This is a genomic window from Bradyrhizobium sp. USDA 4503 (assembly GCF_054055815.1).
Map to the genome: position 1 here is coordinate 6,877,450 of NZ_JBSRXS010000001.1, position 16,403 is coordinate 6,893,852.

Sequence of the window (16,403 nt, forward strand, 5' to 3'; positions counted from 1 at the left end):
CTAGCCCATGACATCCCAGCCGATTCGCTCTCCCGTCCGCATCATCGGTATCGATCCGGGTCTCCGCCGCACCGGCTGGGGGGTGATCGAGACCGAAGGCAATCGTCTCGTCTATATCGCCTGCGGTTCGGTCGAGCCGCCGGACGATCTGCCGCTGGCGAGCCGGCTGCTTGCAATCCATGAGGGGCTGGCCGCCGTGCTCGGCGATTACAAGCCTGCGGAGGCGGCGGTCGAGCAGACCTTCGTCAACAAGGACGGCGTTGCCACCCTGAAGCTCGGCCAGGCGCGCGGCGTCGCCATGCTGGCGCCCGCAATGTTCGGTATCTCGGTCGCCGAATACGCGCCGAACCAGGTCAAGAAGACCGTGGTCGGCGCCGGACATGCCGAGAAGAACCAGATCCAGGTGATGCTGAAGATCCTGCTGCCGAAAGCCGAGCCGCCGTCCGCCGACGCCGCGGACGCGCTCGCGGTCGCGATCACCCACGCCCATCACCGCCAGAGCACCGCGCTGCGGCTCAGGGTGGCGAGCCTATGATCGGCAAGCTGAAGGGCCTGATCGATTCCTATGGCGAGGATTACGTGATCCTCGACGTCGGCGGCGTCGGCTATCAGGTGCACTGCGCGGGCCGCACGTTGCAGGCGTTGCCGTCGCCAGGCGGCGCCGCCGTGCTCTCGATCGAGACCTATGTCCGCGAGGATCAGATCAAACTGTTCGGCTTTCGCACCGATCACGAGCGCGAATGGTTTCGCCTGCTGCAGACCGTGCAGGGGGTCGGCGCCAAGGTCGCGCTCGCGGTGCTCGGCACGCTGCCGCCGACCGATCTCGCCAACGCCATCGCGCTGCGCGACAAGGCGGCGGTGGCGCGGACGCCGGGAGTCGGGCCGAAGGTCGCCGAGCGCATCGTCAGCGAATTGAAGGACAAGGCGCCAGGCTTTGCCGATGTCGATCCCGCGGTGGTGCAACTGTCAGGCGCGATCGACAACAACCGCGCGCCGCGTCCTGTCACCGACGCGATCTCGGCGCTGGTCAATCTCGGCTACGGCCAGCCGCAGGCCGCCGCCGCCATCGCCGCCGCCTCGCGCAGCGCCGGTGAGAAGGCCGAGACCGCGCAGCTGATCCGGCTGGGGTTGAAGGAACTGTCGAAGTGATCAGTGGATTGGAGCGCCTCTGTTCTTCACCTCGCCCCGCTTGCGGGGAGAGGTCGGATCGCATCGCAGATGCGATCCGGGTGAGGGGGTACAGGTCTCGACACACATTGCGCTCGCGGAAGCAGCCCCTCACCCCGCAAGAGCGGGGAGAGGGAGAACAATCTCGTGTTAGTCTCGCATCATGAATACGCCCTCGCGCATGGTCTCGCCTGAACGCCGCTCCGACGATGTCGGTGACACCGCGCTGCGGCCGCAGTCGCTGACGGAGTTCGTCGGTCAGGCCCAGGCGCGCAAGAATCTCTCGATCTTCATCGAGGCTGCGAAGAAACGCGGCGAGGCGCTCGATCACGTGCTGTTCGTCGGTCCCCCCGGCCTCGGCAAGACCACGCTGGCGCAGATCGTCGCGCGTGAGCTCGGCGTCGGCTTTCGTGCCACCTCCGGCCCTGTCATTGCGAAGGCCGGCGATCTCGCGGCGCTGCTGACCAATCTCGAAGAACGCGACGTGCTGTTCATCGACGAGATCCATCGCCTCAGCCCGGCGGTCGAGGAAGTGCTCTATCCCGCGATGGAGGATTTCCAGCTCGACCTGATCATCGGCGAGGGTCCGGCGGCGCGCTCGGTCAAGATCGAATTGTCGAAGTTCACGCTGGTCGGCGCGACGACGCGCGCAGGCCTGCTCACCAATCCGTTGCGCGACCGCTTCGGCATTCCGATCCGGCTCAATTTCTACACCGAGGAAGAGCTCGAGAAGATCGTCACCCGCGGTGCCCGCGTGCTCAATATCGGCATGAGTCCTGATGGCGCAAATGAGATCGCGCGCCGCGCCCGCGGCACGCCGCGCATCGCCGGCCGCCTGCTGCGCCGGGTGCGCGACTTTGCCTCCGCCGCCGATGCCGATTCCGTCGACCGCGGCATCGCTGACCGGGCGTTGAGCGCGCTCGAGGTGGACAGCGTCGGGTTAGACGCGATGGACCGGCGCTATCTCACCACCATCGCGTTGAACTATGGCGGCGGGCCGGTCGGCGTCGAGACCATGGCGGCGGCGCTGTCGGAGCCGCGCGATGCGATCGAGGACATCATCGAGCCCTATCTGATCCAGTGCGGCTATCTGCAGCGTACTCCGCGTGGCCGGCTCCTGACCTCGCATGCCTTCCGCCATCTCGGCCTCGCCGAGCCGAACCGCGACCCCTCGCAGTTCGGCCTGTTCGGCGGCAATGGCGACGAGGATTGACGCATGATCCGGAAGAGGGCGAAGCGGTTTTCATGCTCGAACAAAAGCCCTCCGCTCTCGAAGACGTGAAGAGACGTGTTGATGCGGCGCGTCGCGCCGCCGGTAACCTTGCCTGCTAACCATTGCGGCATCTCTGCAGGCCGTCTGCACAAGCACGGCCCAATTTCGCTCCAATCAAAGGGCCTATGATAGCCCAGAGTGTTTTCGACAAGCGCCAGGCATCACCGATCACACGTCCATGATTTCACGTCGTCATTTTCTGCGCGGGTTCGGCGGATTGACCGCCGCCACCGCTTCGACCGCGGCCTATGGCTTGAGCGAGCCGGTCGTCCGCCTCGCGCTCACGCGCTACGATCTGTCACCGCGGCAATGGCCGGCGGATTTTCCGCTCAAGATCGCCGCGCTCGCCGACATCCACGCCTGCGATCCCTGGATGTCGCTCGATCGCATCGCTGAGATCGTCGAGCGGACGAACGGTCTGAACCCCGACATCATCGTGCTGCTCGGCGACTATGTCGCCGGGCTGCGCCACGTCACCCGCTTCATTCCGGCCTCCGACTGGGCCGCGGTGCTGAAGGGCCTGAAGGCGCCGCTCGGCGTACACGCCGTGCTCGGCAACCACGACTACTGGGAAGACAAGGCGGTACAGCGCCTGGGGCGCGGCATCCCGCTCGCGCGCCGCGCGCTGGAGGGGGCGGGGATTCCGGTCTACGAGAACGACGCGGTGCGGCTCGCCAAGGACGGTCGTCCGTTCTGGCTCGCCGGTCTCGGCGACCAGCTCGCCTTCATGGCGGCGCGGCCCTATCGCCAGGTCTCGCGCATCGGCGTCGACGATCTCAACGCGACGCTTGCCAAGGTCACGGACGACGCGCCGGTGATCCTGCTCGCGCATGAGCCCGACGTCGCGCTCCGGGTGCCCTCGCGCGTCGCGTTGCAGCTGTCCGGCCACACCCATGGTGGGCAGGTCCGGTTGCTCGGCTGGTCGCCGGCGGTGCCGGTGAAGCACGGCATGCGGCTCGCCTATGGCCATATCAAGCTGAAATGCGACGTCGTCGTCTCCGGCGGCCTCGGCTGCAGCATCATGCCGTTCCGCCTCGGCGTGCCGCCCGAGATCGTGCAGGTCACGCTCGGCGCAAAGGGGCCGGTGGTGTCCTGAGCGCGCTTGCGTGGGCGAGAGCTGCGCATCGGATGCGGGCCGACGGCGGTTCCGTCGAAAGTAACTGCTGTATGCGTTCCGGTTCCGGAGTGGCGCCTTTCGACATGGCCGCGATGAAGGATGGTAAGTTGCCGCATATTTCTGTGGGCGGTACCCTTCACCCTAAGGTAGCGGGAGGGATTGCGCAAAATGCAGGATTGGTATCCCAAGAAGCTCGTCGTCGGCGTTCAGGGGACGACAGGCACCTACGAGTTCATGAAAACCGTTTTCGGCCGGGAGCAGCCGTTCCGTTACGCCGAATTTGGAATCTACATGGCGGATACCGCAAGAAACGTCTGCCAGCTGTTTCCCGAGTGTGAGCTGCATCTTTTCGATTTCAACGATGCGGTCCAGCGCGCGGAGACAAAGCTCAGCGCCTACCCCAACAAGATCTCATATTTCGGCAACACCCAGAAGTTCAACGATTCCTACAACTGGTCTCTCATGAAGCTGATCAGGCAGTATGAGGGCGCTCCGATCTATGATTATTGCTTTCTCGACGGCGCGCACACGGTCGCAGTCGACGCTTTGAACTACTTCTTGTGCGACAAACTGCTCAAGGTTGGCGGTTACATGGATTTCGACGACTATGAATGGCGTCTGAGGGGATCGTCACTCGATCCGACGAAAATTCCGGCAATCGGCGATCAATATACCGATGAGCAGATCGACGCTTTTCAAGTCAAGATGATCGTTGACGACCTGGTCAGAACAGATCATCGGTACCAAGAGGTCGTCAGAAACAAGGTATTCCAGAAGGTCGCCTGATCCAGATCGCCAGCCGATCCCAAGATTTCCCGACCGTGCTTGCGTCGGCCGGCGATTTTGCGCAATACGAACCAAAGTCTTGCGCAATCGGGGGCTGCAAATGACCTCACCCATTCTCGACGGCCAGATCCGCGATGGCCGCCACCATATGCAGGTCCGCGTCTATTACGAAGACACCGATTTTTCCGGCATCGTCTATCACGCCAATTACCTGCGCTTCATGGAGCGCGGCCGCACCAATCATCTCCGCCTGATGGGCGCCGAGCAGCAGGCGCTGTTCGATGAAGCGCAGGAGGAGACCGGCGGCTTCGCCTTTGTCGTGCGCTCGATGACGCTCGACTTCCTCAAGCCGGCGCGGATGGATGACGTGCTCGACGTCGTGACCTGGCCGATCGCTGTGAAGGGCGCCTCCATCATGCTCGCTCAGGAAGTCCGGCGCGGCGATGACGTGCTTGTGAAGGCCGAGGTCCGCGTCGCCTTCATCAGCGGCGGCCGCGCGCAGCCGATTCCGAAGGCTATTCGCGCGCTGATGAAGGCCGATCTGGCTTAGAGCGTTTTCGAGCGAAGTGGGCACCGGTTCGCGTGAAGAAAACGCGTCAAAACAAGAAGCTGGAGCCCCGTTCCGATGCGATCGGAACGGAATAGGCTCCAGCTATCGGGCGATAAGAACCGACCCATCGACTCTGCGCGGCGCGGCGATAGATTTGCGGCTGACAAAGCGCGATCAGATTGATCGCGTTTGTCTTACATTTCGAGCATGATCTTTTCGGAAAACCGCTTCACACTTTTCCGGATCATGCTTCAACAACGAGGGATCGCCAATGTCACGCCCGCCGCTGCCACCCTTCATCCGCGAGACCGCCGTGCAGAAGGCGCGCATGGCGGAGGACGCCTGGAATTCGCGCGACCCCGTTCGGGTTGCCGGCGCCTATACCGAGGACAGCCGCTGGCGTAACCGCTCCGAGGTGTTTCAGGGCCGCGAGGCGATCGTGGCCTTCCTGACCCGCAAATGGGAAAAGGAGCAGGAGTATCGCCTGATCAAGGATCTCTGGGCATTCGACGGCAACCGCATCGCGGTGCGCTTCCAGTACGAATGGCACGATGCCGGCGGCAACTGGTTTCGCTCCTACGGCAACGAGCAGTGGGAGTTCGACGAGCACGGCCTGATGCGCCGCCGCGAGGCCTCGATCAACGACATCGCGATCTCGGAGAAGGACCGCCGCTTCCACTGGCCCGCCCCGGGCCCGCGTCCGGCCGACGTGCCGGGCCTGGGGCAGGAGCCGTTCTGATCGGCTCTCCGTAGCCTTGTAGCCGGATGGAGCGAAGCGAAATCCGGGACGATCTCTCCTGTTGTGCGGTCGATCCCGGATCGCGCTGCGCTCCATCCGGGGCTACGGGTCGTTGTGGGGACTCATCGAAAACGTTTGCGCGTCTCGAAGAGGGCTGATTTATGCTGGTCGGCGATTGCAACCTCACCGCGTCCGCCGGATCCATTACATGCCAATTGAACGTTCTACAGCCGTAGTGCTGGCAGGCCTCTTGCTCGCGACTGCTCTCATCCTTGCCCAGCCCGCGGCTGCGCAGAGCAGCGCAGACCATTCCGCAAAATGGGGCCGCTGTTTCGCTCTCAGGTCACCAAGTGTTGGCGTAAACCTGCCCCCGTTGGGGACGAGGCAGCGAACGTAAAGTTGGTTGTCGAGATCAGGCTGACGCGCGAGGGCTCGCTGGCGGAGCAACCGTCGGTGTCGTCGCAGAACAGTCCGGCCGTGTCAGACTACTCCCAAGCCTATCGCAAGAGCGCGCTGCAAGCGATCACGCTATGCCAGCCATATTCCTTGCCGGCCGAATACTACGATGAATGGAAATACTTCATGCCGGTGTTTCTAGAGATGCCGTCCCCTCCCGGCGGGAAGGGGAAGCCTGCAGCCGGGGAGCTCGATAAGCGCAAGCTTTCGATTTGCCGAGGATGCTGACGGCGGCACCCCTTCACCTCGCCCCGCTTGCGGGGAGAGGTCGGATCGCATCGCAAGATGCGATCCGGGTGAGGGGGTACAGGTCTCACCGCATTCGCAACTCGCGGAAGCGGCCCCTCACCCCAACCCTCTCCCCGTAAGAACGCAGGGGTGTCCGGGGAAATTCAGGCATAGCGGAGCTCCATCTGGTCAGGTGAGATGGTTGATTTCCGACGGCTGGGGTTGATGGGCGGAGGTTTGTCGATGGCAGCGAGGGATCGACGCGTGAGCAGGAGCTGGCCGACGAGTTCGGCGAACCTGAGCGGGAGCATTTTGATGCAGTTGGTGTGAGCGGCGATGCGCAGCAGCAGGTAGGCAATCATCGCAGCGAGCACCTGAAGGCGGATCGCGTTGTCGTTGGCGCCGAGGAACTTGCGAATATCGAGATGCTGCTTGATCCAGCGGAACAGCAGCTCGATTTGCCATCGGCTCTTGTAGAGGGCGGCGATCTCGACGGCGCTACGGGCAAGGTCGTTGGTCAGGAGTGTGATCTTGCCGCCTTTCTCGCGTCTGATCTTGATGCGGCGGAGCGGGATTGGAAGGCGCGAATCGCCCTTGCTGGTGAGCTTCACCTCGTCATCGGCAAGGATTTCGAAGCCATCCCCGTTACGCTTGCGGATGGCGCGATGCCTGAGCGAGCGAAGACGGATGCTCGTCTTCGCCCGGGTAACGAACAAAGCCTTGCTATCATTGATCTTCTGCCACCAGTCGAAACGGCAATAGCCCTTGTCAAACACATAGGTGGTGGCGGGCTGGATTGGGGTCTGTCGGCCGATCTCGATGTCATTGACGTTCGCGGCCGTCATCTCGACGCAGGTCGGGACATCGCTCCTTGGGTCGTAGACGACATGCAGCTTCATGCCGCGGATGCGGCCGTTCCACGTCGCCCAACTGCAGACCTTGCCGAGCGGGATCGGACTGGCGTCGATCAGACGCACCATCTCCATGCCTTCACTCCGCAGCTGGCGACGCGCCATCGCCGACAGCGCCGCAAAGGTTTGCGCGAAAATGCCGATCGGACGGCGGGCATTGGCATCGGACAACGTCGAGCGCGACAGCTTGCCGGTTCCCAAGTGATAGTGATGCTGCGAATTGGCGTTGAAGCCAGTCACCACCCCGCGCAGACTGCTGTGGCCGCTAAGCTGGGCATAGATCAGCGCCACCAGATGATCCCAGCTCCTGAACGACTTGTCGTAGGCATCCCCGTCCAGACGATCCACAACCGTCTGAAACTGCCGTCGATTGATCGGTTCAAGCAGCCTTCCAAAAATGCTACCGCGATATCGCATGCTCGGCCCTCTGTGTCTCGACAACCAGAAAAGACCGATTTGCCTCGGTCCTGCCGAGCATGCACCGCGACACAGTGAATCATTCCCCGGACACCCCTGCGTAAGAACGGGGAGAGGGAGAGAAGACTGTGCCTCCGTCGTAAGAAGCCTTACGCCGCCGCCTTATGCCGCGCGATCTCGGCCTTGTAGAGTTCGAACTCCTCCGCGATCGCCTTCGCGACCGAGGGACGGGCGCGCAGGCGCTCGTAATAGGCCTTCAGCGCCGGCCATTTCGCGAGCTCGATCGGCGGCGTTGCCATGGTCCAGTTGATCACGGTGACGAGATAGGCGTCGGCGACGCTGAAATGATCGAGCAGGTAGTCGCGGCCCTTCAGGTGGTCCTCGAGATAGTCGAGCCGCGAGACGTACTTCTCCAGCGCATAGGTCTTGGCTTCCGGCGGCGCCTTCTTGTCGAGCAGCGGCAGGAACAGGCCCTTGTGCAGCTCGGTGCCGATGAAGCACAGCCATTGATGCAGCTTTGAACGCTCGGCGTTCGACGCGGTGCCGATGCCGGCGCGCGGAAACTGGTCGGCGACATATTGCAGGATCGCGGCGTTTTCGGTCAGCACGATGCCGTCGTCGGTGCGTAGCGTCGGCACCAGGCCGAGCGGGTTGACCTTGTTGAAGTCGGAGCCGTCGTTCCGCACCGCCTTGGTCTTCGGGTCGACCTCGAGATAGTTGGCCGGCTGGCCCGCTTCATAGAGCGCGACGCGGGTCGCCATCGAGCAGGCGAGGGGCGAGAAATAAAGGTCCATGGGTGCCTCCAGTGTCTGGCGCGGGTGTCCGGCCGTTGTTGATTTTTGTACTGTCTTGGATAATATTGGCGGCGTCAAGGAATTAGATGCGAAATGGTACAAAAAAGTAAGAGGCCGCCAACTGCTGCCAAAATCGCGGGGCCGGTCACGCCGAAGCGCCGCGGGCGGCCGCGCGCGTATGAGCCCGATGTCGCGCTCGGCAAGGCGCTCGATCTGTTCCGGCGCGACGGCTTCGCCGCGACCTCGCTCGATGATCTGAGCGCTGCGACCGGCATGAACCGGCCGAGCCTCTATGGCGCGTTCGGCGACAAGCGCGAGCTCTATATCAAGAGCTACCAGCGCTATCGCGACGACGCGCGCGCCGCGATGGTCGATATCTTCCGCGCCGACGCGCCGCTGCGCGAGCGGCTCGAGCGCATCTATCGCATCGCGCTCGACATCTATCTGTCCGGCGAGTCCGGCCCGCGCGGTTGCTTCACCGTGATGACGGCGGCGTCCGAGGCGGTGTCGGATCCGGACATCCGCACCATGGTGGTCGAGGGCCTGACCGAGCTCGACAAGGCGTTCGGCATCTGCTTCCGCCATGCCAGGGAACGCGGGGAACTGCCCGAGGAGACCGATCCGGCGTCGCTGGCGCATCTGGCGTCCGCCACCATCCACACCATCGCGATCCGCGCCCGCGCCCGCGTGCCGCGCAAGGAGCTCGAGGCGATCGTGAAGGGCGCCATCGACGTGCTGTGCGGCGCGAAATAGCCGCGCAAATTTTCTCGCCGGGCAAATGTCGGGCGCTGGCTTTCCCGCCCGTCTTCCGTAAGGTCCCCCCACTCACGGAAGCGGAACATCATGGGAAAAGTCAGGACTTCAGCATTCTCGGTATCGATCGACGGATTCGGCGCGGCGCTGAATCAGAGCCTCGAACATCCGTTCGGCGTCGGCGGCCTGACGCTGCCCGCCGCCTGGTTCTTCGAGACGCGAACCTTTCGCGCGATGACCGGCCAGGATGGCGGCACCACCGGTCTCGACGATGAGATCGCGCGCAAGTCGATGGAGGGGATCGGCGCCTGGATCCTGGGCCGCAACATGTTCGGCCCGATCCGCGGACCATGGCCGGATTATGCCTGGAAAGGCTGGTGGGGCGACAATCCGCCGTACCACACGCCGGTGTTCGTGCTGACCCATCACGCGCGGCCCGACATCGAGATGGAAGGCGGCACCACGTTCCATTTCGTGACCGACGGCATGCTCGCGGCGCTCAAGCGGGCGCGCGCGGTTGCCGGTGACAAGGATATCCGCGTCGGCGGCGGCGTCTCGGTGGTGCGGCAATTCCTGCAGGCGCGTCTGCTCGACGAGCTGCAACTGGTGCTGCCGCCGGTCGTGCTCGGCGCCGGCGAGAGTTTGTTCGCGGGCATCGATCTGCCCGCCCTCGACTACGCCGTCGTCTCGCATGTCGCGAGCCCGCACGCGACCCACGTCACCTTCGCGCGCAAGGCGTCTTAGTCAGCCGTGCATCTTGTCCGTCGAGCGAAGCGAAGCATTGCTTCGTCGCTTCAGCGCAAAATTGCTTTGCAATTTTGTCGCGAGCTCCCCGCAATGACGTTCAAGCGCGATTCCGCATCGCCGGTTTCGTAGCCCGGATGGAGCGTAGCGCAATCCGGGAGCGGTTTGTCCGGTGCAAAGAACCCCGGATTTCGCTTCGCTGCATCCGGGCTACGCGCCGGTGCTAATATCCCCGCTTGCGATCGACGAGGTTCTCCAGCGCGCCGCCGGCCTCGAAGCGCGCGATCTGCTGCGCGACATATTTCGAGATCTCGTCGGCGTCGGTGTCGGCGGCGTTGTGCGGCGTCAGCACCACCTTCGGATGGCTCCAGAACGGGCTCGCCTCGGGCAGCGGCTCGGTCTCGAAGACGTCGAGCGAGGCGGCGCCCAGCGTGCCTTCATCGAGCGCGCGCAGGATGTCGGCCTCGTTCTGCAGGCCGCCGCGGCCGGCATTGATGATGACGGGCGCGCCGAGCGGGCTGTTGCGGTTCAGCTTCGCGAACGCGTCGCGGTTGAGCACGTGCCTTGTGTCCGGCGTCAGCGGCAGCAGGCAGACCAGGATGTTGGTCTCGCGCAGGAATGCGTCGAGCCCGTCCGCGCCGTGATAGCAGGCGATGCCGTCGATCCGCTTCTCGCTGCGGCTCCAGCCGACGACGCGGAAGCCGAGCGCGCGGAGCGCCTGCGCTGCGGCAGCGCCGAGCGTGCCGAGCCCCATGACGCCGACGGTGATCGCGCTCGCCGCCCACTGATAGTCCGGCGCCCAGCGCTTCGCCCGCTGCGACTCGCGCAAATAGAGCTCCTGGCGGTGATGCATCAGCACGTGCATCACGACATATTCGGTCATGCGGTCGGTGAGATCGGAGACCGCGACCCGCACCAGCGGCACGTCGGGCAGCGAGCGATCAGCCATCAGCGCGTCGACCCCGGCGCCGAGGTTGAAGATGACGCGCAGGTTCTTGAATGCCGCGAGCTCGCCCGGCTTCGGCTTCCACACCGCGGCGTAATGCACCTCGGCGGGATCGAGCGCGCCGTCCGGCAGCAGCACCACGCGGCGGTCCGGGCAGACCGCGTCGAACCGCGCCTTCCAGCGCCCCGACGACCAGTTTTCCGAGCCGCCATTGATCAGCAGCGCGAGCGCGCCCTTACCCATCCCGATACCTCCAACGTCTATGTGATGCATGTCACAGAGCGGGTCCGGCCCGCTCATATGTCCTGCCATCAACAGGGGAGAACTTCCATGCGCAAACTGATCCGGGCGTCGGCTTTCATCCGCGCCGCCGGCGCCACGGCCCACGCCCGTGCTCGTAAACGCTGACACGCCGGCTGAGGCTCAACCGACCGTTGCTCCAACGCAGGGCGAGGCCCGGTCGGCCCGATCGCAGGCTCAGGCGCAACCCGTGGCGTCTCCGCGGCAGCAGGCGTCCCGTCCGATGACGAGGAGCCACGTCCGCCATCGCGAGAGCGATGAAGCCAAGGCGCGCTGGATCGCCGCCCGCTACGGCGTCTATCGGCAACCGCACGTTCATCGCCGCCGCGACAAACGTCCCGTCCGTCGAAGCGCGCCATGGAGCCGCGATCAAGATCCACCGTTGGCATCCGGAACCTAAATTTCTTTCGCGCCCCCTGTCGGCAGCGGGCATAATCGTTCGTTCTTGCAATGAACGGAGATGCCTTTTCGATGCTGTACGCCATCCTCTGCTATCATGACGAAGACATGGTCGGCTCCTGGAGCAAGGAACACGACGCCTCCGTCATGCAGAAACTGTCCGTCGTGCAGGACAAGCTCGCCAAGCAGGGCAAGCTCGGCCCGGTGGCGCGGCTGTTGCCGACCACCGCCGCCACCACGCTGCGCAAGGAAAACCCGCCGCTGGTGCTGGACGGCCCGTTCGCCGAAACCAAGGAACAGCTGCTCGGCTTCTATCTGGTCGAGGGCAAGAACCTCGACGAGGTGCTCGACATCGCGCGCGACCTCGGCGAGGCCAATCCCGGCGGCACCTATGAGATCCGCCCGGTCGGCTACTTCAATCAGGGAGGTACCAAGGCGTGAGCGTGACCGACACCGCCTGGATCGATGCTGCGTTGACGTCCGCGCGTCCCCAGGCGGTCGGCGCCCTGCTGCGCTACTTCCGCAATCTCGACACCGCCGAGGAGGCGTTCCAGAACGCCTGCCTGCGGGCGCTCAAGAGCTGGCCGCAGAACGGCCCGCCGCGCGATCCCGCGGCGTGGCTGATCATGGTCGGCCGCAACGTCGCGATCGACGAGGTCCGCCGCAACAAGAAGCAGCAGCCGCTGCCCGACGACGACCAGGCGATCTCCGACCTCGACGACGCCGAGGACGAGATCGCCGAGCGGCTCGACGGCTCGCATTACCGCGACGACATCTTGCGGCTGCTGTTCATCTGCTGTCACAAGGATCTGCCGGCGACGCAGCAGATCGCGCTCGCGCTGCGCATCGTCTCAGGTCTTACGGTGAAGCAGATCGCGCGCGCCTTCCTGGTCTCGGAAGCCGCGATGGAGCAGCGCATTACGCGGGCCAAGGCGCGCGTCGCCGATGCCGACGTGCCGTTCGAGACGCCTGGCGCGGTCGAGCGCAGCGAGCGGCTCGCCTCGGTCGCGGCGATGATCTATCTGATCTTCAACGAGGGCTATTCGGCGAGCGGCGACACCGCCGAAATCCGCGCGCCACTGTGCGAGGAGGCGATTCGTCTCGCCCGCCTGCTGCTGCGGCTGTTCCAGAGCGAGCCGGAGATCATGGGGCTGACGGCGTTGTTGTTGCTGCAGCATGCCCGCGCCGAGGCGCGCTTCGATGCCGATGGCCAGGTGATCCTGCTCGACGACCAGGACCGCAGCCTGTGGAATCAGAAGCAGATTGCCGAGGGCCTCGCGCTGATCGACAAGGCGATGCGCCACCGCCGCAGCGGGCCGTATCAGGTGCAGGCGGCGATCGCAGCGCTGCACGCCCGTGCGGAAAAGCCCGAGGATACCGACTGGACCCAGATCGATCTGCTGTACGGCGCGCTCGAGGTCATGCAGCCGTCGCCGGTGATCACGCTCAACCGCGCCGTTGCGGTCTCCAAGGTAAAGGGGCCGGAAGCCGCGCTCGAGATGATCGAGCCCTTGGCGCCGCGGCTTGCCAACTACTTCCACTATTTCGGCGTCCGCGGCGCCTTCCTGATGCAGCTCGGCCGCAACGAGGACGCCCGCATCGCCTTCGACCGCGCCATCGCGCTCGCCAACACCACAGCCGAAGCCGCCCACATCCGCATGCATATCGACCGCCTGATGCGCGACAGCCAGCCGCACAACGCGAAGGCGAAGTAGCGGTCAGCAACAGCGCACCGGCATACTCGCTGCACCTCCCCCGCAAGCGCAGGGCTATCGCATATGGCTGGCGGTCATGACGACGTGGAAACGTCGCGTACAGAAGCGCGCGAAGGCCATATGCCCCCGGGGGCGAGCGCGAGTCTGCGTGATTTCGGAATATTGGAAAAATATCCCTGAGTTGCCCGACGTGTCAAGCAGCCCGGTCGGCCGCCGGCCACCGCCGGCTACTTTGCATGGGGTTGTTTTCGATATTTTGGCAACGCGCCTCCCCCGCGAGTGCAGGGCAATCGCATATGGGCTCGATAGCTCCACAAACTCGTCATGCCCGGCCTTGTGCCGGGTATCCACGTCTTGGTTGGGGAGAGGGAGCTTGTCGCAGCTCTCAATCGACTCTAAATCTTCGCCCGCCTTGTCGGCCGCGTACTCCGCCGTTCGTCATGAAGGCAGAGAGCATCACCAAGCGTTACGGAGCCTGTCATGCCGACGACCGTCGACACCGAAGTCTCAAAGCCCGCCCGCATCACCGGCCGTGTCATGAGCGGCATGGTCGTCTTGTTCCTGCTGTTCGACGGCGCGATCAAGCTGGTGCCGTTGTCGGTCGTCACCGAGACCATGGACAGGATGGGCTTCGGCGCGAGCGATGCGCTGGCGCGCAGCCTCGGCATCATCACCATCGTCTGCACGCTGCTCTACTCGGTGCCGCCGACCTCGATCCTCGGCGCCATCCTGCTCACCGGCTATCTCGGCGGCGCGATCGCATCGCATGTGCGGATCGGCAGCCCGCTTTTCACCCACACGCTGTTCGGGCTCTATCTCGGCCTGATGCTGTGGGGCGGGCTCTATCTGCGCGACGGCAATCTGCGCGCAATGCTTCCATTTCGCCGGTGAGGTATTGTTCAATCCATCCTTGTGGAGACTGTCATGTTGGAGACCATTGCCATCATCGCGATTGTCCTCGGCGTCGCGATCGCCGTCATCCTCATCCTCGCGGCGACCAAGCCGGGCACGCTCCGCGTCACGCGTGCGATCAGCATCAACGCGCCGGCCGAGCGGATATTTCCATTGATCGACGATTTCCATCAGTGGACGCTGTGGTCGCCCTACGAGAACCGGGATCCGGCCATGAAGCGGATCTATGGCGGCGCCGGGCGCGGGCAGGGTGCGGCCTATGCCTGGGACGGCAACAAGAATGTCGGCGCCGGCCGCATGGAGATCCTGCAATCCTCCGCGCCGTCGAAGATCGTCATCAAGCTCGACTTCATCAAGCCGTTCGAAGGCCACAACACCGCCGAGTTCACAATGCTGCCGCAGGGAAATGCGACCAGCGTCACATGGACCATGTATGGTCCGGCCGTCTTCATGTCGAAGGTGATGCAGGTGTTCATGAACCTGGATCGCATGATCGGCAGGGATTTCGAGGCCGGTCTCGCCAATCTGAAGAAACTGACTGAGAAGTAGCGCGTTTTCGAACGAGGTGGTTACCGGTTCGTGTCGGGAAAACGCGTCAAGATGACAATCCGGAGCCCTCGTTCCGGTACCACCGGGGCGAGGCTCGAATGACCCAAGGGAGCATGCGATGCAGGTCAACCCCTATCTCTCCTACGACGGCAATTGCGGCGCCGCGCTGAAATTCTACGAGAAGGTTCTCGGCGCCCGGATCGAGGACACCTTCCCCTACGGCGAGGGCAGTGCGGAGATGCAGACGCCGCCCGGCTGGAAAGACAAGATCATGCACGCCCGCCTCACGATCGACGGCGAGATCATCATGGCCTCCGACGCCCCGCCCGGCCACTTCCAGAAGCCGCAGGGCTTCCACGTCGCGTTGCAGGTCGAGGATCCCGCGGAAGCCGAACGCCGCTTCAAGGCGCTGTCCGAGGGCGGCACGGTGACGATGCCGTTCGGCAAGACCTTCTTCTCCAACGGCTTCGGCATGTGCGTCGATCAGTTCGGCATCCCCTGGATGGTGAACTGCCCGCAGGGGATGTAGGCCGCGCAGGTTCTGTTCGCTCGCGCTCACGGAGATTGTGCGTGCCGGCTATCCACGTCATTGCGAGCCCACGGGTCGCGCGTAAGCGCGCCTGATGACAGGCTCCGCGAAGCAATTCATCGCTCCGCAAGCGGGGACATGGATTGCTTCGTCGCTTCGCTCCTCGCAATGACCGTGTAATTTGCCGCTACCTGCACCGCGGATAGATCGCCGCGAGCTCGCGGCCGCGCAGCAATAGCAGGCGCGAGGTCAGGCCGCCGCGGCGGGCGATCCAGCCGCGCACCGGTGCCGGATAGGCTTGCAGCACCGCCACGGACGCTTCCGGCTCTGCATAGGTGCGGCCGCGCTGGTCGATCGAGCGCGCGGCGTGGAAGCCGAGCACGGCGCGCCGCGTCACGCAGATGCGGTCGCCCGGCACCATCGAGAGTACCAGGGTGCAGGCGGACAGGCAGGGCCCGTCGATCACGACGCGCTCGCCCGACTCGCGCACCTTGTCGAACAGCTCGATGAACGGGCCGACCTGCCCGCCGGGGCTGGCGAGGATACGAACATCGGCTTGCGCGCAGCTAACCGTTGCGCAGAGAGCTGCCGCCGCGACAAGTATTTTCATGCGCGCAATCCCTGCCACGATGCGATCGAGGTGCCGCCGCATCTGAAGCCGGAAGGCTCGCGCCGGAATGGGGCATCGTCAAGACCGATGTCCCGGTTGCGACAGCACGTGGCTCAGGCCGCGCGGTTCTTGAGCGACCCCCACGATCGTAGTGAGCACGGCGCCGGCAACGCCGCCGCCGGCGACCTGGCCGATGATGCTGCCGATGTCAGGCGTCGCGCCGGAATTGGCGAGCAGCGGGATCAGCATGCCCAGAAGCTGTCCGCCCGCGCCGCCACCGATGGCGCCTGCGATGGCGTTACCGAGCGTGCCGAGATCGATGTTCTTGGCCGCTCCCGCCGCGACATTGCCGCCGACGGCTCCGCTGATGACCTGAATGATCAGATTGATGAGAACGCCCGACACGAGGTGATTTCTCCCGGTATCTGGTTCAGCACGGGTGAGACGCCAGCCGGCGTCCCACCGCCGCGAAGGTTAGGCCGCCAGCGCGCAGAGGCCATGCTGCACA

The 16,403-nt window shown here is 64.4% G+C and carries 20 protein-coding genes; 15 read left to right on the forward strand and 5 right to left on the reverse strand.

Annotation, left to right across the window (positions count from 1 at the left end):
• Nucleotides 1-7: 7 nt before the first annotated feature.
• From ruvC to ACVMIH_RS32790, 8 genes are all read left to right on the forward strand, one after another.
• Nucleotides 8-535: a crossover junction endodeoxyribonuclease RuvC gene (gene ruvC / locus ACVMIH_RS32755; RefSeq protein WP_028343970.1), complete on the forward strand. Its 528-nt coding sequence runs from the start codon at nucleotides 8-10 to the stop codon at nucleotides 533-535.
• Nucleotides 532-1,149, forward strand: coding sequence for a Holliday junction branch migration protein RuvA (gene ruvA / locus ACVMIH_RS32760; RefSeq protein ID WP_057016205.1), 618 nt, complete (start codon nucleotides 532-534; stop codon nucleotides 1,147-1,149). Before ruvC ends, ruvA begins: the two co-directional genes overlap by 4 nt.
• Before the next feature lie 181 nt (nucleotides 1,150-1,330).
• Nucleotides 1,331-2,380: a Holliday junction branch migration DNA helicase RuvB gene (gene ruvB, locus ACVMIH_RS32765; RefSeq protein WP_253604533.1), complete on the forward strand. Its 1,050-nt coding sequence runs from the start codon at nucleotides 1,331-1,333 to the stop codon at nucleotides 2,378-2,380.
• A 238-nt stretch (nucleotides 2,381-2,618) separates the two neighbouring features.
• Nucleotides 2,619-3,536 (forward strand): metallophosphoesterase, encoded by a 918-nt coding sequence (locus tag ACVMIH_RS32770; RefSeq protein WP_456864653.1) that lies wholly within the window; start codon nucleotides 2,619-2,621, stop codon nucleotides 3,534-3,536.
• Between the two features lie 189 nt (nucleotides 3,537-3,725).
• On the forward strand, nucleotides 3,726-4,343 hold the full coding sequence (locus ACVMIH_RS32775; protein ID WP_076825032.1) for a hypothetical protein: 618 nt from the start codon (nucleotides 3,726-3,728) through the stop codon (nucleotides 4,341-4,343).
• A gap of 100 nt (nucleotides 4,344-4,443) precedes the next feature.
• Complete coding sequence (ybgC, locus tag ACVMIH_RS32780) at nucleotides 4,444-4,893, forward strand: tol-pal system-associated acyl-CoA thioesterase (RefSeq protein WP_028332822.1); 450 nt, start codon at nucleotides 4,444-4,446, stop codon at nucleotides 4,891-4,893.
• 271 nt (nucleotides 4,894-5,164) lie between these two features.
• The gene (locus ACVMIH_RS32785; RefSeq protein WP_456783561.1) at nucleotides 5,165-5,632 is read left to right on the forward strand and encodes a nuclear transport factor 2 family protein; all 468 of its coding nucleotides are present in this window, start codon (nucleotides 5,165-5,167) and stop codon (nucleotides 5,630-5,632) included.
• A gap of 399 nt (nucleotides 5,633-6,031) precedes the next feature.
• On the forward strand, nucleotides 6,032-6,316 hold the full coding sequence (locus ACVMIH_RS32790; protein WP_456864655.1) for a hypothetical protein: 285 nt from the start codon (nucleotides 6,032-6,034) through the stop codon (nucleotides 6,314-6,316).
• A 164-nt stretch (nucleotides 6,317-6,480) separates the two neighbouring features.
• Here the strand turns inward: ACVMIH_RS32790 and ACVMIH_RS32795 are convergent, their stop codons facing one another.
• Nucleotides 6,481-7,644 (reverse strand): IS4 family transposase, encoded by a 1,164-nt coding sequence (locus tag ACVMIH_RS32795; RefSeq protein WP_456864657.1) that lies wholly within the window; start codon nucleotides 7,642-7,644, stop codon nucleotides 6,481-6,483.
• 149 nt (nucleotides 7,645-7,793) lie between these two features.
• Entirely contained in the window at nucleotides 7,794-8,438 is a 645-nt protein-coding gene (locus tag ACVMIH_RS32800) for a glutathione binding-like protein (RefSeq protein ID WP_310881509.1), read from the reverse strand.
• Between the two features lie 93 nt (nucleotides 8,439-8,531).
• Between ACVMIH_RS32800 and ACVMIH_RS32805 the strand changes: the two genes are divergently transcribed.
• Entirely contained in the window at nucleotides 8,532-9,191 is a 660-nt protein-coding gene (locus ACVMIH_RS32805) for a TetR/AcrR family transcriptional regulator (protein ID WP_057016212.1), read from the forward strand.
• 90 nt (nucleotides 9,192-9,281) lie between these two features.
• Nucleotides 9,282-9,935 (forward strand): dihydrofolate reductase family protein, encoded by a 654-nt coding sequence (locus ACVMIH_RS32810; RefSeq protein WP_456864659.1) that lies wholly within the window; start codon nucleotides 9,282-9,284, stop codon nucleotides 9,933-9,935.
• 223 nt (nucleotides 9,936-10,158) lie between these two features.
• On the opposite strand, the gene ACVMIH_RS32815 is transcribed toward ACVMIH_RS32810, so the two are convergent.
• Complete coding sequence (locus tag ACVMIH_RS32815) at nucleotides 10,159-11,124, reverse strand: 2-hydroxyacid dehydrogenase (RefSeq protein ID WP_229192762.1); 966 nt, start codon at nucleotides 11,122-11,124, stop codon at nucleotides 10,159-10,161.
• 528 nt (nucleotides 11,125-11,652) lie between these two features.
• Here ACVMIH_RS32815 and ACVMIH_RS32820 point away from each other — a divergent pair.
• The 5 genes from ACVMIH_RS32820 to ACVMIH_RS32840 all read left to right on the forward strand — a co-directional run bounded on the left by ACVMIH_RS32820 (nucleotide 11,653) and on the right by ACVMIH_RS32840 (nucleotide 15,285).
• Nucleotides 11,653-12,021: a YciI family protein gene (locus tag ACVMIH_RS32820; protein ID WP_028332829.1), complete on the forward strand. Its 369-nt coding sequence runs from the start codon at nucleotides 11,653-11,655 to the stop codon at nucleotides 12,019-12,021.
• A complete protein-coding gene (locus ACVMIH_RS32825) occupies nucleotides 12,018-13,295 on the forward strand; it encodes an RNA polymerase sigma factor (protein ID WP_253624968.1) in 1,278 nt (425 codons plus the stop codon). Before ACVMIH_RS32820 ends, ACVMIH_RS32825 begins: the two co-directional genes overlap by 4 nt.
• A gap of 480 nt (nucleotides 13,296-13,775) precedes the next feature.
• A complete protein-coding gene (locus ACVMIH_RS32830; RefSeq protein WP_076827733.1) occupies nucleotides 13,776-14,186 on the forward strand; it encodes a DoxX family protein in 411 nt (136 codons plus the stop codon).
• 33 nt (nucleotides 14,187-14,219) lie between these two features.
• Nucleotides 14,220-14,756: an SRPBCC family protein gene (locus ACVMIH_RS32835; protein WP_253624967.1), complete on the forward strand. Its 537-nt coding sequence runs from the start codon at nucleotides 14,220-14,222 to the stop codon at nucleotides 14,754-14,756.
• A gap of 118 nt (nucleotides 14,757-14,874) precedes the next feature.
• On the forward strand, nucleotides 14,875-15,285 hold the full coding sequence (locus ACVMIH_RS32840; protein ID WP_028343957.1) for a VOC family protein: 411 nt from the start codon (nucleotides 14,875-14,877) through the stop codon (nucleotides 15,283-15,285).
• A gap of 187 nt (nucleotides 15,286-15,472) precedes the next feature.
• Here ACVMIH_RS32840 and ACVMIH_RS32845 read toward each other — a convergent pair whose 3' ends face one another.
• Together ACVMIH_RS32845 and ACVMIH_RS32850 are read right to left on the reverse strand one after the other, a co-directional pair.
• Complete coding sequence (locus ACVMIH_RS32845; RefSeq protein WP_057016263.1) at nucleotides 15,473-15,895, reverse strand: S49 family peptidase domain-containing protein; 423 nt, start codon at nucleotides 15,893-15,895, stop codon at nucleotides 15,473-15,475.
• A 78-nt stretch (nucleotides 15,896-15,973) separates the two neighbouring features.
• On the reverse strand, nucleotides 15,974-16,300 hold the full coding sequence (locus ACVMIH_RS32850) for a hypothetical protein (protein ID WP_456783570.1): 327 nt from the start codon (nucleotides 16,298-16,300) through the stop codon (nucleotides 15,974-15,976).
• Between the last annotated feature and the right edge of the window lie 103 nt (nucleotides 16,301-16,403).